Here is a 20,615-nt window from a genome sequence, read left to right as displayed (position 1 = left end):
GTCACGCCAGCGCGTCGTCGATCGCCTTCGTGATCCGCTTCAGCGACACCGGGTGCGCCGTCCCCAACGTCTGCGCGAAGAACGAAACCCGCAGCTCCTCGATCATCCACCGCACCTCGCGCAACGCCGGCGACGACGTGCCCGGCGGCAGTGAACCCAGCGCGTCGGCGTACTCGGCCTGGATCCACGCGACGTCGGCGGTCCGCTGCAGGTCGCGCGTCGGCTCCGTCGGCAGCTTCTCCAGCCGGCGCGAGATGCCCTGCAGGTAGCGCACGACGTTCCGCAGCCGCGAAGCACCCGTCTCCGTCACAAAACCCGGGTACACCAGCGCGGCGAGCTGCGCGCGGATGTCGGCGAGCGACTCCGCGGGGCCGCGCGTGGCCGGGAGCAGGACCTCGACGTCGTTCGCCGCGCGCAGGATCTTCTCGACGTCCGTCAGCACCGCGAGCACTTCCGGGTGCAGGCCCGCGCGGACCTTCTCCAGCAGCACCGCGAAGCCCGTTTCGTCCCAGGCGGGGCCACCGCCGGCCGTCATCAGGGCGTCCACCGCGCAGTCGACGCAGTCCTCGAGCAGGGCCGCGACGCTGCCGTGCGGGTTCCGGTTCAGCACCAGCTTCGACGAGTTCGTCAGCGACCTCGTGATGAACTTCATCGGCGAGTTCAGGTTCAGCCGCAGCATCCGCCGCGTGCCCGCCCACATCGCGTGGGCCTGCTGGCCCGGGGTGTCCAGCATGCGCACCGCGACCGACGCGCCCTCGTCGACCAGCGCCGGGTACGCCTTGACGTCGTGGCCGCGCTGCGTCGACTCGAACACCTTCGGCAGCGAGCCGAACGCCGGTTTCGTCAGGCCGGCCTTCTCCAGGGTGTTGGCCGCCTTGGAGATCGTCGCGCGGACCTTCGGGGCCAGCCGCCGCTGCAGTTCCTCGACGTCCTTGCCCTCGGCCACCTTCTTGCCGCGCTCGTCGACCACCCGGAACGTCATCTTCAGGTGTTCGGGCACCGACGAAAGGTCCCAGTCCGCGTACGGCACGGTGATGCCGCGCAGCGCCCGGAGCTCGCGCCCGAGCACCTCCAGTAACGAACCGTCCGAAGGGGACACTCGCGAAAGGACATCGCGGGCCGTGTCCGGCGCCGGGACGAAGTTGCGCCGCAACGCCTTCGGCAGCGACTTGATCAGCTGGGTGACCAGTTCCGACCGGAGACCCGGCACCTGCCAGTCGAAGCCGTCCGGCGTCACCTGGTTCAGCACCGGCAGCGGGATGTGCACGGTGACGCCGTCGGCGTCCGCGCCCGGCTCGAACTGGTAGGTCAGCTTGAAGACCTGCGTGCCGTGGGTCCACGAGTCGGGGTAGTCCGACTCCCGCACGCCGCCCGCGGTCTCGTTGATGAGCATGGACTTCTCGAACGACAGCAGGTCCGGCTGCTCGTGCCGGGCCTTCTTCCACCAGCTGTCGAAGTGCCGCACCGAAACGACGTCGTCCGGGACGCGGGCGTCGTAGAACTCGTACAGCGTCTGGTCGTCGACGAGGATGTCGCGCCGCCGCGCGCGGTTCTCGAGGTCCTCGACCTCCTCCAGGAGCGCGCGGTTCTCGGCGAAGAAGTGGTGGCGCGTCTGCCAGTCGCCCTCGACCAGCGCGTGCCGGATGAACATCGCCCGCGACACTTCCGGGTCGATCCGGCCGTAGTTGACGCGGCGGTCGGCGATCAGCGGGACGCCGTAGAGCGTCACCTTCTCCGTCGCCATCACCGCGCCCTGCTTGCGTTCCCAGTGCGGCTCGGAGTAGTTCCGCTTGACGACGTGCTGGGCCAGCGGCTCGACCCACTCGGGTTCGATGCGCGCGTTGACCCGCGCCCACAGCCTCGAGGTCTCGACCAGCTCGGCCGACATCACCCAGCGCGGCTGCTTCTTGAACAGCGCCGAGCCGGGGAACACGCCGAAGCGGGCGCCGCGCGCGCCCAGGTAGTCGCCCTTCGCGGGGTCCTTGAGCCCGATGTGCGAAAGCAGCCCGGCGATCAGCGACGTGTGCACGCGCTGCGGGTCCACCGGGGCGGTGTTCGTGTTCAGCGAGATGCCGAGCGGCTTGGCCAGCTGGCGGAGCTGGCTGAAGATGTCCTGCCACTCGCGCAACCGCAGGTAGTTGAGGTACTCGGTGCGGCACATCCGGCGGAACTGGTTGCCGGACAACGCCTTCTGCTGCTCGGCGACGTATTCCCAGAGGTTGAGGTAGGCGAGGAAGTCCGACGTCGGGTCGGCGAAGCGCGCGTGCTGGGCGTCGGCCGCCTGCTGCTTCTCCGCCGGCCGCTCGCGCGGGTCCTGGATGGACAGTGCGGCGGCGATGATCATGACCTCGCGGACGCAACCGTTCTTCGCGGCTTCCAGGACCATCCGGCCCATCCGCGGGTCGACCGGCAGCTGCGCGAGCTTGCGGCCGATGTCGGTCAGGCTGCGGTCGGCGCCGGCGGACGAGAACGCGCCGAGCTCCATCAGCAGGCCGATGCCGTCGGTGACCTGGCGGCGGTCCGGCGGCTCGACGAACGGGAAAGCGGCGATGTCGCCGAGGCCCAGCGAGGTCATCTGCAGGATGACCGACGCCAGGTTGGTCCGCAGGATCTCGGGGTCGGTGAACTCGGGCCGCGCCTCGAAGTCCTCTTCGGAGTAGAGCCGGATGCAGATGCCGTCGGAGGTGCGGCCGCAGCGGCCCTTGCGCTGGTTCGCCGACGCCTGCGACACCGGCTCGATCGGCAGCCGCTGCACCTTGGTCCGGTGGCTGTAGCGGGAGATCCGCGCCGTGCCCGGGTCCACGACGTACTTGATGCCCGGCACGGTCAGCGACGTCTCGGCGACGTTCGTCGCGAGCACGACGCGCCGCCCGGTGTGGGACTGGAAGATGCGGTGCTGCTCGGCCGCCGAGAGCCGCGCGTACAGCGGCAGAACCTCGGTGTTGCGCAGGTTCGCGCGGTTCAGGACGTCCGCGGTGTCGCGGATTTCGCGCTCGCCGGAGAGGAACACGAGGATGTCGCCGGGCCCCTCGGCGCACAGCTCTTCGACGGCGTCGAGGATGCCCTGGGTCTGGTCGCGCTCGTCGTCGGCGTCGGGATCGTCGGGGTCGACGAGCGGCCGGTAGCGCACCTCGACCGGGTACGTCCGGCCGGAGACCTCGACGATCGGCGCGTCGTCGAAGTGCTTGGAGAAGCGCTCCGGGTCGATGGTGGCCGAGGTGATGATGACCTTGAGGTCGGGGCGGCGCGGCAACAGCTGCTTGAGGTAGCCGAGGATGAAGTCGATGTTGAGGCTGCGCTCGTGGGCCTCGTCGATGATGAGCGTGTCGTACTGGCGCAGCGACCGGTCGGTCTGGATCTCGGCGAGCAGGATGCCGTCGGTCATCAGCTTGACCAGCGTGTCCTGCCCGGACTGGTCGGTGAAGCGGACCTTGTAGCCGACGGCGTCGCCGAGCTCGGTCTTCAGCTCGCCGGCGATCCGGTCGGCGACCGTGCGCGCGGCCAGCCGTCGCGGCTGGGTGTGCCCGATCTGCCCGCGGATGCCGCGGCCCAGCTCGAGGCAGATCTTCGGCAGCTGGGTGGTCTTGCCCGACCCGGTCTCCCCCGCGACGATCACGACCTGGTGCTTCTCGATGGCGGCCGCGATCTCGCCCCGGAGCTTGCTGACCGGCAGCTCTTCGGGGAATTCGATCTTGGGCACGCTCTCGCGCCGCGACTGCACACGCAGCTCGGCCTTTTCGATGTCGGCGGAGATCTGCGCCAGTGCGGCGTCGCGGTCACGGGCTTTGCGGGCGCCGTCGAGCCGGCGGCGCAGACGTTGTTCGTCGCGCGGCATCAGCTCGGGCAGGCGCGCCCGCAGGGCGGCGAAGGGGGATGGCGTGGACATGCTCGGCCCAAGGATAGCCGTGCGTGACGACCCGGGCCTCCCAATATCCCGCCCACGTGACCGGGCGCACGCCGTGAAGGCCTCCTTACCGGCGCATCAAGCCGGTAAGGAGGCCTTCACGGACAGCGGACAGTGGGTCAGCCGGGCTGGCCGGGCTGCTGCGGGTACTGCTGCTGCGGCGTGGCGGGCTGCGGCGGCGTGGCCTTGGCGCGGCCGGCCAGCGCCGAGACGCCGCACAGGGCGAGACCGACGACGCCGAGGGCGATGCCGAACCACGGCTGCATGTCCGACGCCCAGGCGATCAGCCGGAACTCGTAGTCGAACTGCTCGAGGATGAGCGAGCCGAAGCCCAGGACGGCGAAGACGACACCGATGCGCATGGCGATTCCGGCCATGGAAAACCCCCAACGGGAAAAGGGAAACGGGAGCCGGCCGCCCCCGACGGCCCGCGATTGGGAACCGAACGGTAGCGACCGGGTCCGCAGTTGTCCCCTGGTTTCCCGATTCGTTATCTCAGCTCCGCCGGAGCGAGTCCGGGCCGAGGTCCGCCAGGCTGCGGTGGCCCGACAACCCCATGGTCAGGTCGAAGTCCGCCAGCAGGCTCCGCAGCACGTGCCGGACGCCGTCCTCGCCCGCGTGCGCGAGGCCGTAGACCCACGGACGGCCGACCAGCACCGCCCGCGCGCCCAGCGCGATCGCCTTGAGGACGTCCGCGCCGGTGCGGATACCCGAGTCGAAGAGGACTTCCAGCCGGTCGCCGACCGCCGCGACGATGCCGGGCAGCGCCTCCAACGCGCCGATCGCGCCGTCGACCTGGCGGCCGCCGTGGTTCGACACGACGATGCCGTCCACGCCGGCCTCGGCCGCGCGGCGCGCGTCGGCGACGTGCTGGATGCCTTTGAGGACGATCGGGCCGTCCCAGTGCTCGCGCAGGAACGGCAGCTGGTCCCACGTCCGGTCGGTGCCGGTGAGCATGCCGATCCAGCGCAGGATCGCCATGCTCGGGTCCTCTTCCGGGGTCTTCTCCAGCAGGCCGCGGAACACCGGGTCGGTGAACGGGACGGCGCACCCCTCGCCCTTGAGGAACGGCAGGTACGCCTGGTCCAGATCGGACGGTCGCCAGGCCAGCGTCCACGTGTCGAGCGTGACGACCAGTGCCGTGTAACCCGCGTTCTTCGCCCGCGTCAGCAGGCTCGCGCAGACGTCGTTGTCGCCCGGCCAGTACAGCTGGAACCAGCGCGGGCCGTCGCCGTTGGCCGCGGCGACGTCTTCGATGCCGGTCGAGGACGCCGTGGACAGGATGAACGGCACCCCGACCGACGCGGCGGCGCGGGCGGTCGCGGACTCGGCGTCCGGGTGCACGATCGACTGGACGCCGACCGGCGCGACGGCCACCGGCGCCGGCAGCCGGGTGCCGAGCACCGTCGTCGCCAGGTCGCGGTCGGTGGCGCCGGTCAGCATCCGCGGCACGATGCGCCAGCGGTCGAACGCCTCGCGGTTGGCGCGCGCGGTCGCGCCGGACCCGGCCGCGCCGGCGACGTAGGAGAACGGGCCGGGCGCCATGAGCTCACGGGCCGACGCCTCGAGCTTGGTCGAGTCGGTCGAGCACGGCGGCAGCTGACCACCGAGTCCTTGCAGGTAGAGCTCGTTCTGATAGCTGCCGAAGCGTTCGGTCACGGGTTTCCTCCTCGCGTTCGAGGGGACTGTACTCGCCGGTACTTTCACCCGGCGCCCCGAAGTGACCGGCGGGTAACCTGAGCGGGCCCGACGTCGGAGGAGGAGAAGCGATGCGCGCGCACGACGTGGTCCTGTTCGGTGCCACCGGGTTCACCGGCGGGCTGACCGCCGAGTACCTGGCCCGCCACGCGCCCGCCGGCCTGCGCTGGGCGCTGGCCGGGCGCAACCGCGGCAAGCTCGAAGCCGTCCGGGACCGCCTGGCGGCGATCGACGACCGGTTCGCCACTCTCGACCTGCTGATCGCCGACTCCGCCGACCCCGCGTCGCTGCGGGCCGTAGCCGAATCGGCGAAAGTGGTCATCACGACCGTCGGGCCGTACCTGACGCACGGCGAACCGCTGGTGGCGGCGTGCGCCGAGGCGGGCACCGACTACGTCGACCTCACCGGCGAACCCGAGTTCGTCGACCGGATGTACCTGGCGCACGACCGGCGGGCCCGCGAGACCGGGGCGCGGCTCGTGCACTCGTGCGGGTTCGACTCGATCCCGCACGACCTCGGCGTCCGGTACACCGTGCGGCAGCTGCCCGAAGGCGTGCCGCTGCAGGTCGACGGCTACGTGCGGGCCGGCGGGATGCCGTCCGGCGGCACGTTCCTCAGCGCGCTGACCATCATGTCCCGGCTGCCGGCCGGGGCCCGGGTCGCTCGCGAGCGCGCGGCCGCCGAACCGCGGCCCGCCGGCCGGTTCGCCCGTGCCCCGCTCGGGCGCCCGCACCGGGTCGCCGAACCGGGCTGGTGGGCGGTGCCGCTGCCGACCATCGACCCCGAGGTCGTCCGCCGGTCGGCGGCCGCGTCCGAGCGCTACGGCCCGGACTTCACCTACCGGCACTTCGCCGCGGTCAAGCACCTGCCGGTGCTGGCCGGCGGCGTGGCCGGTGCTGGTGCCCTGCTCGCCGCGGCGCAGGTGCCACCGGCGCGGCGGGCGCTGTCACGGCTGCTCGCGCCCGGCGACGGGCCGAGCCCCGAGCGTCGCGCGCGGTCGTGGTTCTCGGTGCGGTTCATCGGCGAAGGCGGCGGCTCGCGGGTCGTCACCGAGGTGTCCGGCGGCGATCCCGGCTACGACGAAACGGCGAAGATGCTCGCGGAATCGGCGTTGTGCCTGGCGACCGACGAGCTCCCGGAAACGGCGGGCCAGGTGACCACCGCGACCGCGATGGGCGACGCGCTCATCGACCGTCTTGTCAAGGCGGGCATTCGCTTCGAAACGCTCTGAGGTTTTCACGCTTTCACAGTGCCGGGCGTGAAAATCCGGTGCTGTGATGAATCTTCTGACGCCCCTGCTCCGCGATTAGCGTCGATCGGGTTCTCCCCTTCCCCCATCGCGTTTTCCAAGGAGCGTCATGAGATTGCCGCAACGGTTCGCCGCGCTCGGCGGCGCCACGGCGGCGGGCATGGTGGTGGTCGGCATCGCCGTCGCCGCGCCCGCCCAGCCCACGCCCGAGCCGCCACCTTCCGCCGCCCAGGCGCAGGCCAACGCCACCGGCGCCGCCGCGAGCCTGGTCGCGGCCCGCCCCGCCGCACTGTTCACCGGCGCGCACGACAAGTTCGTCCAGCGGGCCGTGCGGTCCGCCGGCGGGCTGTCGTACGTCGTCTACGACCGCACCTACGACGGCCTGCCCGTGATCGGCGGCGACCTGGTCATCGCCACCGACGCGGCCGGGACGGTGAAAACGACGTCCGTGGCGCAGCAGCAACCCCTCGGCGACCTCGACGTCCACGGCGCCAAGCTGTCCGCGCAGCAGGCCGAAACCGTGGCGCGCCGGCAGGTCAGCGGCCCGAAGAGCCTGCCCGGCGGCAAGCTCGTCGTGGTCGCCGACGGCGCCGGGCGGCTCGCCTACGAAAGCAACGTCGAAGGCACCGACGAGCACGGCGAGCCGAGCAGCCTGAGCGTCTACGTCGACGCGGTCGACGGCCGCGTCCTGCGGACCGTGGAGCACGTCGCCGCGGGCACCGGCACCGGCAAGTGGAACGGCCCGTCGCCGCTGGCGCTCGACACCACGAAGTCCGGCAGCACGTACTCGATGGCCGACCCGAACACCGCCAACCTCGACTGCCGCAACTACAGCAGCGACGCTGTCCTGACCGGGCCGGACGACAGCTGGGGCAACGGCAGCGGCACGAACATCGAAACCGGCTGCGCGGACGCGTTGTTCGTCGCGCAGACCGAAAAGAAGATGCTGTCGGAATGGGTGGGCCGCAACGGCTTCACCGGCAACGGCGGCGCGTGGAAGATCCGCGTCGGCCTCGACGACGAAAACGCGTACTACTACAACTCGCGCCCGGCGTACGTGAACCTCGGGCACAACCCGAGCGGCGAATGGGTCGGCTCGCTCGACATCCTGGGCCACGAAATGGGCCACGGCATCGACGACTACTCCGGCTCCGGCGGCTTCTCCGGCGGCGGCACGCAGGAGTTCATCGCCGACACCTTCGGCACCGCGACGGAGTTCTACGCGAACGAGCCGTCGCAGTACGACCCGCCGGACTACGCGATCGGCGAGGAGGTCAACCTGGTCGGCACCGGCGCGATCCGCTACATGTACGACCCGTCGAAGGTCGGCGACCCGAACTGCTACTCCAGCTCGATCCCGAACGCGGAGGTGCACAAGGCGGCCGGGCCCGGCGACCACTGGTTCTACCTGCTCGCGGAGGGCAGCAACCCGACGAACGGGCAGCCCACCAGCTCGACGTGCAACAACACGACGGTGACCGGCCTCGGCATCCGCAAGGCGATCAACATCATGCACGGCGCCGTGCAGCTGAAGACGTCCGGCAGCAGCTACCTGCGGTACCGCACGTGGACGCTGCAGGCCGCGAAGAACCTGTACCCGGGCAGCTGCACCGAGTTCAACACCGTGAAGGCGGCGTGGAACGCGGTGAGCGTGCCGGCGCAATCGGGCGATCCGACGTGCACGGACACCCCGCCGACCACCACGACGCCGCCTCCGACGACCACCACACCTCCCCCTGGCGGGTGCAGCGGCCAGCAGGTGCAGAACCCGGGCTTCGAGTCGGGTCAGGCGTCGTGGACCGACCCGAACACCACGATCGGCCAGTGGGGCAGCCAGGCGCCGGCGCGCTCGGGCAGCTACGACTCGTGGCTGGGCGGCTGGGGTTCGGCGCACACCGACACGCTTTCGCAGTCGGTGACGATCCCGGCGAACTGCCGGGCGAGCCTGACGTTCTGGCTGCGCGTGTGGACCGGTGAGACCGAGAACGTCGCGTACGACAAGCTCGTCGTCTCCCTCGGCTCGACGACGCTGGCGACGTACTCGAACCTCGACCGCAACTCGGCGTACGTCCAGAAGACGATCGACGTGTCGTCGTTCGCCGGGCAGACGGTGACGCTGAAGTTCGCCGGGACCGAGGACCAGTCGTTGCAGACGTCGTTCGCCGTGGACGACACCGCGCTCACGGTCAGTTGATCCCCCGGCGAGGCCTGTCACCTACTTTGGTGGCAGGCCTCGTTGCGCGCTGTTCCGCGAGAATTCATGCTTACCCGATGGAAGCGCTGCCGTCCGACGTCGCCACCGCGGTCCGCGAAGGACCGTTCGCCGTGGCGTTCGACGCGGCGATCCGGCACCGCGGCCTGAGCCTGGAAGCCCTGCAGCGCCGGATGGCCACGCACGGCGCCCAGGTCAGCCTCGCGACGCTGAGCTACTGGCGCCGCGGCCGTCGTCACCCGGAAGGGCACCGCTCGCTGCACGCGGTCGGCGTCGCGGAAGGCTGCCTCGGGCTGCCCGCGGACGCGTTGACGACGTTGGCCGCGCGCCCCCGCGAGCGTTCGCCGTGGCCCGGCGGCGTCAGCCTGGCGAGCGCACTGGGTTCCGAGCCGACGGAGCTGGCCGCGTGCGACGGCATCGACCTCGACGGCAACGCCCGCTTGGCGCTGGCTTCGGTCCACCAGCGCGCGACGCTCGGCCCGGATCGCACCGAGCGTTCGGTCCGCTCGGAACTGGTGGTGACCAGCCGCGAGGACGGCGTCGACCGCTGGGTCTCGTTCTTCCGCCCCCAGACCGGCGGCGGCCACCAGCCGGTGCTGCGCGCGACGAACTGCTGCCGCCCCGGCCGCGTCCGCCGCGACCCGGCGTCCGAGCTGGTGGCCGTGGAGCTGCGCTTCGACTACCCGCTGCGCGCGGGCGAGACGTACGTGTTCGACTTCGAGTTCGGGTACGAAGGGACGCCGCCGGAGACGAGTTACCTGCAGTTCGGCGTGCGCGCGCCGGCCCGTCAGATCGTGCTGCAGGCGGCTTTCGACCCGGCGGCGGTGCCGGTGCGGTGCTACCGCTACCACCACCCGCGCGAGGGTTCGGCCGGTGGGGAGCGGTCGCGGGAGCTGCCGGTGGGGCCGAGCCTGACCAGCCACATCGCGGTGCTGGACGCCCAGCCGGGGGTGTACGGGATGGTCTGGGAGTGGGATTGACCCCGCGCGCTACCGGGCTTGCGACTTGACTTGCGCCGCGACCCGGCCGACGTAAGCCGCCCTGCCCGCCGGGTCCAGCTCCGTCAGCGCTCGGTCGTCGCCGATCAAGTCGCGGGCCCACCTCATCACCGGCTCCGGCGTGAGCGCGGCCAGCAGGTCCCAGCCAGCCAGCCACCTCGGCACCGCCGTCTCCGCGCGGCGGGTCCGCAGCGTGCCCGCGATCGCCTTCGCCACGTCTTCCGGGTCCACTGTGGGCAGTGCGCCGCCGAGCCGCACGCCCGAAGACAGCTCGGTCCGCACCGCGCCGGGCAGCACCGCGCTGACGCTCACCCCCGTCGCCGCGTACTCGCGGCGGACCGCCGCCGTCAGGCCGACCGCCGCGAACTTGCTCGCGTTGTACACCGCCATGCCCGGCAGCGGGATCTTCCCCGCCATCGACGCCACGTTCACCACGTGCCCCCGCCCGCGCGCGATCATCCCCGGCAGCACCGAGCGCAGGCCGTGCACCAGCCCTTGCACATTGACGGCCAAAGTGGTCCGGCCGACGGCGTCCGGTTCCTCGAGGAAGTCCCCGAGCGGCATCACGCCGGCGTTGTTGACCAGCACGTCGATCCGCCCGAACCGCTCGATCACCCCGGCGGTGAACGCGTCGAAGGAGTCGCGCACGGTGACGTCGAGCGGGAAGCTGTGCGCGTCGGCGATCGGCACGGTATCCAGGTCGCCGACGCACACCGTGGCCCCGCGCGCGGCGAACTCCGCCGCCGTGGCGCGGCCGATCCCCCGCGCGCCGCCGGTGATCGCGACGACCGCCCCGCGCGGGTCGATCGCCGGGTAGCCGTCACCGAACCGCATGGGCCCTCCTGATTTCGTAGTCCGCCTCGTCGAACGCACCCACCTGCGACCGCAGCCGTCCCGTCGAGAACGGCCAGCTGAAACTGTTGCGCCCGTTGACGTCCGTGTAGTAGCTCGAACACCCGCCGGACTGGTAGACCGTGCCCGGCAGCGCCGCCTGGACGTCCGCGTTGAACGCCTCCTGGACGTCCGGGCGCACCGACACCGACGCCCACCCCGAGCGCAACGTCCGGGTCACCGCCGCCACCACGTGCCGCAGCTGGGCTTCCATGATCATGAACGCCGACGAGTGCCCGGTGCCGAGGCTCGGACCCAGCAGCAGGTAGAGGTTGGGGAAGCCGGCGACCGTCGTCCCGAGGTACGCCCGTGGGCTGCCCTTCCAGTGGTCGTCGAGGCTGCGGCCGTCGCCGTCGAACACGCGCGCCGACACCGGCATGTCGAGGATGTGGAAGCCGGTGCCGAAGATGATCGCGTCGACCTCGGCCGACGAGCCGTCCGCGCCGAGCACGCGACCGTCCCGCACGGCCGAAACACCCGTCGGGTGAACGTCCACATGGGACGCGGTGAGCGAACGGTAGTACGTGTTGGACATCAGGAGCCGCTTGCACCCGAGCGTGTAGTCCGGCGTCAACGCCTTGCGCAGCAACGGATCCCGCACGGTCAGCCGCAGGTGCGCGAGCCCGATCCGCTGCACCTGCCGCAGCAGCCACGGGTGCCGGAAGCCGAACCCGAGCGTCTCCATCGCGCCGTATTCGGCACTGCGCAACGCCCGCTGCAGCGCCGGGAACCGCCGCAGCAGGAACCGTTCGACGCCGGGGACGGGGTGGTCGGGCTTCGGCAGCACCCACTGCGCGGTGCGCTGGAACAGGTGCAGCTCCGCCACCCGCGGCACGATCTCGGGCACGAACTGCACCGCGGACGCGCCGGTGCCGATCACCGCGACGCGCTTGCCCGCCAGGTCGTAATCGTGGTTCCAGCGCGCGGAATGGAAGACCTCACCGGGAAAATCGGCGAGCCCGGGCAGGGCCGGGATCTTCGGCTCGTGCCACGGCCCGGTGCCGGCGACCAGGATCCGCGCGGTGTACGGCCCGGCCGTCGTTTCCAGCTCCCACAAAGAGTCCTGCGGATTCCACTGCGCGCGCGTGACCTCGACGCCGTACCGGATCTTCTCCGTGACGCCGAACCGCGCGGCCGTCTCGCGCAGGTACGCCCGGATCTCCGGCTGCCCGGCGAACGCGCGCGTCCACTCCGGGTTCGGCGCGAACGAATACGAGTACAGCGCGGAGGGGACGTCGCAAGCGCAGCCCGGGTAGGTGTTGTCGCGCCAGGTGCCGCCGAGCGCGTCCGCCTTCTCCAGCACGGCGAGGTCGGTGACCCCGGCCTGACCGAGGCGGATGGCGGCACCCAGCCCCGACGCCCCGGCTCCGACGACGAGGACTTCGAAGTGGCGTTGGTCCATTTTCGGAGACTAACAGTATCTCGATACTGACGGTACCCCGATTCCGGACCTCGCTAGAGTGCACGCATGGCCCGACTCACCCGCGCGGAAAGCCAGGCGCGCACCCGGCAGCAGCTGATCGACACCGCCAAGCAGCTCTTCCTGCGCGACGGCTACTCGGTGACGTCGCTGGAGAAGGTCGCGGACGAGGCCGGCTACTCGAAGGGCGCGGTGTACTCGAACTTCCGCAGCAAGGACGAGCTCTGCCTCGCGGTGCTCGACCGGATCCACGACGAGCAGGTCGCACTGGTCGCCGAAGCGCTGGCCGGTGCGGAGGGGATGGAAGGGCTGCTCACGGCGTTCCAGGCGTGGGCCGAACGCAGCATCGGCGACGAGGCGTGGACGGCACTGGAGGTCGAGTTCGCCACCAACGCCCGCCGCGATCCGCACGTGCGGGCCGAGCTGGCCGCGCGGGACAAGGCGATCCGCGAGACCATCGCCGGCCTGTTGACGGGGTATGCCGAGCGCTTCGGGATCACGCTCCCGATGTCCGCTGACGATGCCGCGACGGCGTTGCTCAGTCTGGGCATCGGCTTGGGCGTGCAGCGGGCGATCGACCCGACGATCCCGGTGAGCGTGCTGCCGGACGTGATCAGGCTTTTCGCCGGGGTTCGCTGACCGCGTTTCCGCCCGCGGCGACGGCTTCGCCGACGTCTTGAATGACTCATTCAGGTCTTCGGAGGTCTTGAATGAGTCATTCAAGACACCGCGGGACACCGTCCTTTGCGGACCCCTCCCGATGGTCTGGACCGTTCACGAACATGAACGAATTCCGCCTCTTGTGAACCCCGCTGACTCTTCGCTACCGTGTCGCTACGCCGCAGCTCCACCCACCACCCGTACCCCGCGGAAAGGGTTTCCCTCCCATGAGCAAGAAGTTGCGGCCGGTTCTCGTCGGCGCGCTCGGCGCGGCCTCCGTGGCCGCCCTCGTGATCACCACTCCCGCGATCGCCGCGAACGAAACGACCAACTTGACCAGCGCGACCGCCCGCGCCGTCGGTGACCTGTCGGCGCCGGCGAAGAAGGAGATCGCGATGAAGCTGGTCTCCAGCGCGGAAAACTCGTCGCTGGACTGGAAAGCGCAGTACAAGTACATCGAGGACATCGGCGACGGCCGCGGGTACACCGCCGGCATCATCGGGTTCTGCTCCGGCACCGGTGACATGCTCGAACTCGTCGAGGCCTACACGAATTCCGTGCCGGACAACCCGCTCGCGAAGTTCCTTCCCGCGCTGCGCAAGGTGAACGGCACCGACTCGCACAGCGGGCTCGGCTCGGCCTTTGAGAGCGCGTGGAAGCAGGCCGCGGCCACCAGCGCGTTCCAGACCGCGCAGAACAACGAGCGCGACCGCGTCTACTTCAACCCCGCCGTGAGCCAGGGGAAGTCCGACGGCCTCAGCAACCTCGGCCAGTTCGCCTACTACGACGCCATCGTCATGCACGGCCCCGGCGACAGCTCCGACAGCTTCGGCGGCATCCGCAAGGCCGCGATGAAGAAGGCGAAGACCCCGGCGCAGGGCGGCGACGAGGCGACGTACCTCAAGGCGTTCTTCGCCGCCCGCAAGGTGATCATGAAGCAGGAAGAGGCGCACGCCGACACCTCGCGCGTCGACACCGAGCAGCTGGTGTTCCTCAACGCGGGCAACTTCGACCTGCACACGCCGCTGAAGTGGAAGGTCTACGGCGACTCCTACACCATCAACTGAGCCCGGCGCGGCCCGCGTGGCACCGTTAGGCTCTCCGGTATGCGCAGGAGATCCTTCGGTGTCACGCTGGCCGCGGCCGCGCTGCTGACCAGCGGCGCGGGCACTCCGGAGCAGCCGGGGCCCGAGCAGCGGATCACCGTCCGCGCCGGCTCGCCGGGTGCGACCACCGCCGTGCTCACGGCGTGGCAGCGCACCGGGAGCGAGTGGACGAAGGCCTACGGGCCGGTGCCCGCGCACGTCGGGAAGAACGGCGTCGGGCAGGCGAGCGAGTCGACGTCTCGCACGCCGGCCGGCGTCTGGCCGCTCACCGAGGCGTTCGGCACCGAACCGGCCGAAACCCGGCTGCCCTACCGTGAGGTCACCACCTCGGACTGGTGGGTTTCCGACGTCGCTTCCCCGCACTACAACACGCACTTCGCGTGCGCGCCCGGCAGGTGCCCGTTCGACGAGGCCGCCGGCGAGAACCTCGGCAAGGCGGGCCCGGTCTACGCCAACGCCGTCGTCATCGACTACAACCGCTCGCCGGTCGTGCCGGGCGCGGGCTCGGCGTTCTTCCTGCACGTCACCGACGGGAAGCCGACCGCGGGCTGCGTCGCGATCGCCGGCGCGGACCTGGCGGAGCTCCTGCGGTGGCTCGACCCGGCGCGGCACCCGGTCATCGAGATCAGCGGCTGACCAGCTCGTCGGCCGTGCGGGTGTTGAGGATCCGCTCGGGGCCGATGCCCGCCTTGATCGCCCGCTCGCAGCCGTAGCCCAGCCAGTCGAGCTGGCCCGGCGCGTGCGCGTCGCTGTCGATGGTGAAGTCGCAGCCGAGCTCCGCGGCCAGCCGCAGCAGGCGCATCGGCGGGTCGAGCCGCTCCGGCCGCGAGTTGATTTCGACCGCGACGCCGTTCTCGCGGCACGCGGTGAACACGGCTTCGGCGTCGAACTCCGACTCGGGACGGCCGCGGCCGACGACCAGCCGGCCGGTGCAGTGCCCGAGCACCCGCGTGCGCGGGTTCCGGACCGCCGCGACCATCCGTCGGGTCATGTCCTTCGCCGGCATCTTCAGCTTCGAGTGCACGCTCGCGACGACGAAGTCGAGCTGCCCCAGCAGTTCGTCCTCCTGGTCGAGGGACCCGTCGTCGAGGATGTCGACCTCGATGCCGTGCAGCAGCCGGAACGGCGCCATCAGCTCGTTGGCCTTGGCGACGATCTGCATCTGCGTCCGCAGCCGGTCCGGTGAGAGCCCGTTCGCGACGGTCAGCCGCGGCGAGTGGTCGGTCAGCACCATCCACTCGTGGCCGAGGTCCCGCCCGGCGACGGCCATGTCACCGATCGAGCTGCCGCCGTCCGACCAGTCCGAATGGGTGTGGCAGTCCCCGCGCAGCGCCGACCGCAGCGGCTCGCCGTCCGGCAGCTTCTTCTCGACGAGCTTGGCGCGGTACGCCGGATCGCGCCCGGCCAGCGCGTCCTCGATGACCCCGGCGGTCGCCTTCCCGATGCCGGGCAGCGAGGTCAGCGTGCCGTTCTCCGCCATCGAGGCCAGCTGCGCAGCGTCGGTCTTGTCGACGGTCGCGGCCGCGTTCCGGAACGCCCGGACGCGGTAGGTCGGTTCCCCCGCGCGTTCGAGCTGGAACGCGATCTCCCGCAAGGCCCATGCCGGATCCATGGGACCTGTCTACCCCCTCGGAGGCAGTTGATGCAGCTCGACATCCACCAGCGCGCCGTTCTCGACGCGCGCGGTCTGGTACGTGCAGAACGGCTGGCGGCGCCGGTCGGTCGGCGAACCGGGGTTGAGCAGCCGCAGGCCGGACGGCGCCACCGTGTCCCACGGGATGTGGCTGTGGCCGAAGACGAGCACGTCCGTGTCCGGGAACTGCGCGGCGCACCGCTGCTCACGGCCCTGCTTCGAGCCGGTCTCGTGGATCACGGCGAAACGCACGCCGCCGAGGTCCGCGCGGGCGATCTCGGGGAGCCGTGCCCGCAGGTCGGCGCCGTCGTTGTTGCCGTAGACGCCGATCAGCCGCTCGCTGCGCGCTTCCAGCTCGTCGAGCAAGGCGACCTCGACCCAGTCGCCCGCGTGCACGACGACGTCCGCGGCCGCGACCTCGTCCCACACCTGCGCGGGCAGCTCGCGGGCGCGGGCCGGCAGGTGGGTGTCGGAGATCAGCAGGAGCCTCATCCGATGGCCTTGAGCACCCGTTCCAGGAACCCGCCGATGTGGTCGCGCAGCAGGGCCGCGGCGCCGTCGGCGTCGCCCTTCTTGGCCGCCGCGAGCACCGCCTTGTGCTCGTTCCACTCCTTCTTCCAGCTGGGGTTGGCTTCCCAGCCGACGACGCTGATCAGCGCCGCGCGGTCCTTGAGGTCGTCGAGGATGCTGACCATGAGCGGGTTGCCGCAGCCGCGGTAGAGGGCGCGGTGGAACCGGCGGTTCAGCAGGCTGAGCGCGGCCTGGTCCTTGTCCGCGATCGCCGCCGACGCCTCCTTCAGCGCCTCGGCCGCGTCTTCGAGCAGGGCCGGGTCGCGTTGCTGCACGGTCCGCCGGACGGCTTCCGGCTCGAGCACCGTCCGGACGTCGTAGACCGACTTCGCCAGCTCGGCGTCGACCGTGACCACGGAAGCGCCCTTGTACGGGCTGAAGGTCACCAGGCCGGAGTTGGAGAGCACCTTGAGCGCTTCGCGGACCGGCGTCTTGGACACGCCGAGGCGCGCGGCCAGCTCCGCTTCGACCAGCGGCTGGCCGGGCACCAGCTCGCGAGTGAGGATGCCGCGCCGGATCTCCTCCAGGACCACTTCGGTCCGCGAGGCCGGCAAGCTGAACGTCCCGGTCATGGCGCACTCCCTCGCTGGTGTCGGCCCCCATTCAACCAGGCCCGCGAGATCATATATCAGATGCCATACTGGATCGCATGAAGACGCCCGAGGAACTCCGCAGCCACCGCTGGTTCGGCGGCGGCGAACTGCGCGATTTCAGCCACCGCGCCCGCAGCCGCCAGCTGGGGTACAACCCGGAAGAGCACCTCGGCAAGCCGGTCATCGGCATCCTCAACACCTGGTCGGACATCAACCCCTGCCACATGCACCTGCGCGAGCGCGCCGAGCAGGTCAAGCGCGGCGTCTGGCAGGCCGGCGGCTTCCCGCTCGAGTTCCCGGTCGCGACGCTGTCGGAGACGTACCAGAAGCCGACGCCGATGCTCTACCGCAACCTCCTCGCCATGGAGACCGAGGAGATCCTGCGGTCCTACCCGATCGACGGCGCCGTCCTGATGGGCGGCTGCGACAAGACGACGCCGGCGTTGCTGATGGGCGCGGCGAGCGCCGGGCTGCCCGCGATCTTCGTGCCCGCCGGGCCGATGCTGCGCGGGCACTGGCGCGACGAGGTCCTCGGCAGCGGCACGGACATGTGGAAGTACTGGGACGACAAGCGCGCCGGGCTGATCGGCGACGCCGAAATGTCCGAACTGGAGCGTGGTCTCGCGCGGTCGCCGGGCCACTGCATGACGATGGGGACGGCGTCGACGATGACGTCGGCCGCGGAGGTGCTCGGCGTGACGCTGCCGGGCGCCGCGTCGATCCCCGCCGTCGACTCGGCGCACCACCGGATGGCCGCGGCGAGCGGCGCGCGGATCGTCGGCATGGTCTGGGAGGACCTGACCCTCACGCAGGTGCTGGACAAGCGCGCCTACGCCGACGCGATCACCACGGTGCTGGCGCTGGGCGGCTCGACCAACGCCGTGATCCACCTGATCGCGATGGCCGGGCGCAGCGGGATCCCGGTGTCGCTGGCCGACTTCGACGCGATCGCGCGGCGCGTGCCGGTGCTGGCGAACATCCGCCCCGGCGGCGACTGGCTGATGGAGGACTTCTACTACGCGGGCGGCCTGCCCGGCCTGCTCTCGCGGCTGACCGACCTGCTGCACCCCGACCGTCCCACCGTCACCGGCCGCACGCTCGGCGAGAACCTCGCCGCCGCGCAGGTGCACAACGACGACGTCATCCGGCCGCGGGACAACCCGGTGGCGGCCGAAGGCGGGGTCGCGGTGCTGCACGGCAACCTGGCGCCGTCGGGTGCGGTCATCAAGCACATCGCGGCCGAGCCGCACCTGCTCACGCACACCGGCCCGGCCGTGGTGTTCGAGAACTACGCCGATCTCAAGAAGCGGATCGACGACCCGGCGATCACCGCGGACGCCGTGCTCGTCCTGCGCGGTTCGGGTCCGCTCGGCGGCCCCGGCATGCCCGAGTACGGCATGCTGCCGATCCCGAAGCACCTGCTCGCGGCCGGGGTGCGCGACATGGTCCGGATTTCGGACGCGCGGATGAGCGGCACCAGCTACGGCGCCTGCGTGCTGCACGTCGCCCCGGAGTCGCACGTGGGCGGCCCGCTCGCGCTGGTCCGCGACGGCGACCTGATCACCCTGGACGTTCCCGCGCGCGTCCTGCGGCTCGAAGTGTCCGATGAGGAGCTGGACCGGCGCCGTGCGGAGTGGACACCGCCGGCACCGCGGTTCGAACGCGGCTACGGCGCGCTCTACAGCGAACACATCACCCAGGCGGACGAAGGCTGCGACTTCGACTTCCTGGCGCGGGCCGGCCACAACCCCGAACCCGACGCGCGGTGACCGGTTCATCCCCCGTTAGGGCGAGTCGTACGGCTTGTCCGGGTGCCCCGTACGCTGAGCCCGTCACCGGCGCGATCCGGTGCCGCGTTGAAGGGGTGGAGAGTTGCCGTACGAACCGCGCTGGCCCGAGTCACACGGTGAGCAGACGGACGTCCTTCCGGTCGTCCGGCCCGAGCCGGAAGCCACGCCCCCGAAGCAGCGCAACCTGCGCAAAGCCGGCTGGATCGCGGGCGGGGTGTTCGGTTTCCTCGTCGTCGCCTACGGCGTCGACCTGCTGGTCAGCCAGGGCAGCGTGCCGCGCGGGGTGACCGTGGCCGGCGTCGACGTCGGCGGGATGGACCGCGCCGCCGCCGAGCAGGAGCTGCGCGGCCGGATCGAACCGCGGCTCACCCGTCCGCTGGCCGTGACGGCCGGCGACGTCCAGAGCACGCTGTCACCGACCCTCGCCGGGCTGAAGCTCGACTGGCCGCGAACCCTCGACCAGGCCGGCGAGCAGCCGCTGAACCCGTTCACGCGCTTGGCGTCGCTGTTCTCCGACCGCGAGGTCGGCGTCGTCAGCCACGCCGAGGACGCCAAGCTCACCACCGCGCTGGAGCAGCTGCGCGGCCAGGTCGACCGCGATCCCGTCGAAGGCACCGTGAAGTTCGAGGGCGCGAACCCGGTCGCCGTGCCGCCGAAGGCCGGGCAGAAGCTCGACGTGCCGGCCGCGAGCGCCGCCGTCGTCGAGCACTGGGCGCGTGGCGAGACGCTCGCGCTGCCGGTGACGAGCACGCCGGTCCGCACCACCCCTGAAGGCGTCCAGGCCGCTTTGGACCAGTTCGCGCGCCCCGCCGTGTCGGGCCCGCTGGTGGTCAAGGGCGAAGGCAAGAACGCCACCGTGAAGCCGGAGGCCATCGCCGCGGCGATCACGTTCGAGCCGGCCGAGGGCGGCGGGCTGAACCCGAAGATCGACAACGCCAAGATCGTCGAAGCGGCCGGGCCGCAGCTGAAGTCCACCGAGAAGGAGGGCAAGGAGGCGACCATCATCTTCGAGGGCGGCAAGCCCACGGTCGACCCCTCCACCGACGGCCGGACGATCGACTGGGACCCGAGCCTCAAGCCGCTGCCCGACGTCCTCAAGAAGACCGACGGCCGCGAGGTGCCGGCGATCTACAAGGACGCGCCGGCCAAGGTGACGACCGAGCAGGCGAACCAGCTGGGCGTGAAGGAGGTCGTCGGCGAGTTCACCACCGGGAGCTTCGCGCCCGACTCCGGCACCAACATCCGCGTCGTCGCGCAGAAGGTGAACGGCGCCATCGTCAAGCCGGGGGAAACCTTCAGCCTCAACGGGTTCACCGGCCCGCGCGGCAAGGCGCAGGGCTACGTCGAGGCGGGCGTGATCAAGGACGGCGCCCCGGGCCGCGAGGTCGGCGGCGGCATCTCGCAGTTCGCGACCACGCTGTACAACGCGTCCTACTTCGCGGGCATGAAGGACGCGGGGCACAAGGAGCACAGCTACTACATCAGCCGCTACCCCGCCGCGCGCGAGGCGACGGTGTTCCAGAACCCCAACGGGTCCAGCGTGATCGACCTCAAGTTCACCAACGACTCGCCGACCGGCATCGCGATCCAGGCGATCTGGTCGCCGACGTCGATCACCGTGAAGCTGTGGGGCACCAAGCGCTACACCGTCGAGTCGATCCCCGGCGGCCGTTCGAACCCGAGCGACCCGCAGCCCAAGCCGGGCCCGAAGGAGAACTGCCACGCGTCCAACGGCGCGCCCGGGTTCACCACGACCGACACCCGCGTGCTCAAGGACGCCGCCACCGGCCGTGAGGTCAGCCGCTCGACCCGGACGGTCCACTACAACCCGCAGCCGAAAATCACGTGCGGCGAGGGGCAGTGACCTCCTAACGGACGTTCACGCTGAGC

Annotated in this window: 16 protein-coding genes; 8 read left to right on the top strand and 8 right to left on the bottom strand. The window is 71.0% G+C overall.

The features are described 5' to 3' along the window. Position 1 precedes the first annotated feature (1 nt). The 3 genes from hrpA to H4696_RS45320 all read right to left on the bottom strand — a co-directional run bounded on the left by hrpA (position 2) and on the right by H4696_RS45320 (position 5,563). Entirely contained in the window at positions 2–3,886 is a 3,885-nt protein-coding gene (hrpA, locus tag H4696_RS45330; protein ID WP_086861579.1) for an ATP-dependent RNA helicase HrpA, read from the bottom strand. A 137-nt stretch (positions 3,887–4,023) separates the two neighbouring features. Beyond that, entirely contained in the window at positions 4,024–4,281 is a 258-nt protein-coding gene (locus H4696_RS45325) for a hypothetical protein (RefSeq protein ID WP_086861578.1), read from the bottom strand. Positions 4,282–4,399: 118 nt separating this feature from the next. After that, on the bottom strand, positions 4,400–5,563 hold the full coding sequence (locus H4696_RS45320; protein ID WP_086861577.1) for a lactate 2-monooxygenase: 1,164 nt from the start codon (positions 5,561–5,563) through the stop codon (positions 4,400–4,402). Between the two features lie 110 nt (positions 5,564–5,673). On the opposite strand from H4696_RS45320, the gene H4696_RS45315 reads away from it, so the two are divergent. The 3 genes from H4696_RS45315 (at position 5,674) to H4696_RS45305 (ending at position 10,044) form a co-directional block, all read left to right on the top strand. Further along, positions 5,674–6,834 carry a saccharopine dehydrogenase family protein gene (locus tag H4696_RS45315; protein ID WP_086861576.1) on the top strand — a complete coding sequence of 387 codons (1,161 nt, stop codon included), beginning with the start codon at positions 5,674–5,676 and terminating at the stop codon, positions 6,832–6,834. A gap of 127 nt (positions 6,835–6,961) precedes the next feature. Then, a complete protein-coding gene (locus tag H4696_RS45310) occupies positions 6,962–9,046 on the top strand; it encodes a M4 family metallopeptidase (protein WP_086861575.1) in 2,085 nt (694 codons plus the stop codon). A gap of 77 nt (positions 9,047–9,123) precedes the next feature. Next, positions 9,124–10,044 carry a hypothetical protein gene (locus H4696_RS45305; protein ID WP_086861574.1) on the top strand — a complete coding sequence of 307 codons (921 nt, stop codon included), beginning with the start codon at positions 9,124–9,126 and terminating at the stop codon, positions 10,042–10,044. Between the two features lie 9 nt (positions 10,045–10,053). On the opposite strand, the gene H4696_RS45300 is transcribed toward H4696_RS45305, so the two are convergent. Together H4696_RS45300 and H4696_RS45295 are read right to left on the bottom strand one after the other, a co-directional pair. Continuing rightward, positions 10,054–10,896 (bottom strand): SDR family oxidoreductase, encoded by an 843-nt coding sequence (locus H4696_RS45300; protein WP_086861573.1) that lies wholly within the window; start codon positions 10,894–10,896, stop codon positions 10,054–10,056. After that, the gene (locus H4696_RS45295; protein WP_086861572.1) at positions 10,883–12,355 is read right to left on the bottom strand and encodes a flavin-containing monooxygenase; all 1,473 of its coding nucleotides are present in this window, start codon (positions 12,353–12,355) and stop codon (positions 10,883–10,885) included. Before H4696_RS45295 ends, H4696_RS45300 begins: the two co-directional genes overlap by 14 nt. A 66-nt stretch (positions 12,356–12,421) precedes the next feature. Here H4696_RS45295 and H4696_RS45290 point away from each other — a divergent pair, with 66 nt between their 5' ends. From H4696_RS45290 to H4696_RS45280, 3 genes are all read left to right on the top strand, one after another. Beyond that, positions 12,422–13,012, top strand: a complete 591-nt coding sequence (locus H4696_RS45290; RefSeq protein WP_086861571.1) for a TetR/AcrR family transcriptional regulator — start codon at positions 12,422–12,424, stop codon at positions 13,010–13,012. A 248-nt stretch (positions 13,013–13,260) separates the two neighbouring features. Then, positions 13,261–14,100, top strand: coding sequence for a chitosanase (locus tag H4696_RS45285; protein WP_086861570.1), 840 nt, complete (start codon positions 13,261–13,263; stop codon positions 14,098–14,100). Between the two features lie 39 nt (positions 14,101–14,139). Next, entirely contained in the window at positions 14,140–14,775 is a 636-nt protein-coding gene (locus tag H4696_RS45280; protein WP_143265135.1) for a L,D-transpeptidase family protein, read from the top strand. On the opposite strand, the gene H4696_RS45275 is transcribed toward H4696_RS45280, so the two are convergent. Genes H4696_RS45275 through H4696_RS45265 form a run of 3 tightly spaced genes read right to left on the bottom strand, consistent with a single transcriptional unit; the run spans position 14,765 to position 16,914 of the window. Beyond that, positions 14,765–15,751: a PHP domain-containing protein gene (locus tag H4696_RS45275; RefSeq protein WP_086861569.1), complete on the bottom strand. Its 987-nt coding sequence runs from the start codon at positions 15,749–15,751 to the stop codon at positions 14,765–14,767. The genes H4696_RS45280 and H4696_RS45275 overlap by 11 nt on opposite strands. A gap of 9 nt (positions 15,752–15,760) precedes the next feature. Beyond that, on the bottom strand, positions 15,761–16,264 hold the full coding sequence (locus H4696_RS45270) for a metallophosphoesterase family protein (RefSeq protein ID WP_086861568.1): 504 nt from the start codon (positions 16,262–16,264) through the stop codon (positions 15,761–15,763). After that, a complete protein-coding gene (locus tag H4696_RS45265; RefSeq protein WP_086861567.1) occupies positions 16,261–16,914 on the bottom strand; it encodes a GntR family transcriptional regulator in 654 nt (217 codons plus the stop codon). Before H4696_RS45265 ends, H4696_RS45270 begins: the two co-directional genes overlap by 4 nt. 77 nt (positions 16,915–16,991) lie before the next feature. On the opposite strand from H4696_RS45265, the gene araD reads away from it, so the two are divergent. Continuing rightward, positions 16,992–18,704: an L-arabinonate dehydratase gene (araD, locus tag H4696_RS45260; protein ID WP_086861566.1), complete on the top strand. Its 1,713-nt coding sequence runs from the start codon at positions 16,992–16,994 to the stop codon at positions 18,702–18,704. A 103-nt stretch (positions 18,705–18,807) separates the two neighbouring features. Beyond that, entirely contained in the window at positions 18,808–20,589 is a 1,782-nt protein-coding gene (locus H4696_RS45255) for a VanW family protein (RefSeq protein ID WP_086861565.1), read from the top strand. The last annotated feature ends 26 nt before the right edge of the window (positions 20,590–20,615 follow it).

The organism is Amycolatopsis lexingtonensis (assembly GCF_014873755.1).
Lineage (GTDB): Bacteria > Actinomycetota > Actinomycetes > Mycobacteriales > Pseudonocardiaceae > Amycolatopsis > Amycolatopsis lexingtonensis.
This window is presented reverse-complemented; position numbering and strand designations above follow the sequence as displayed.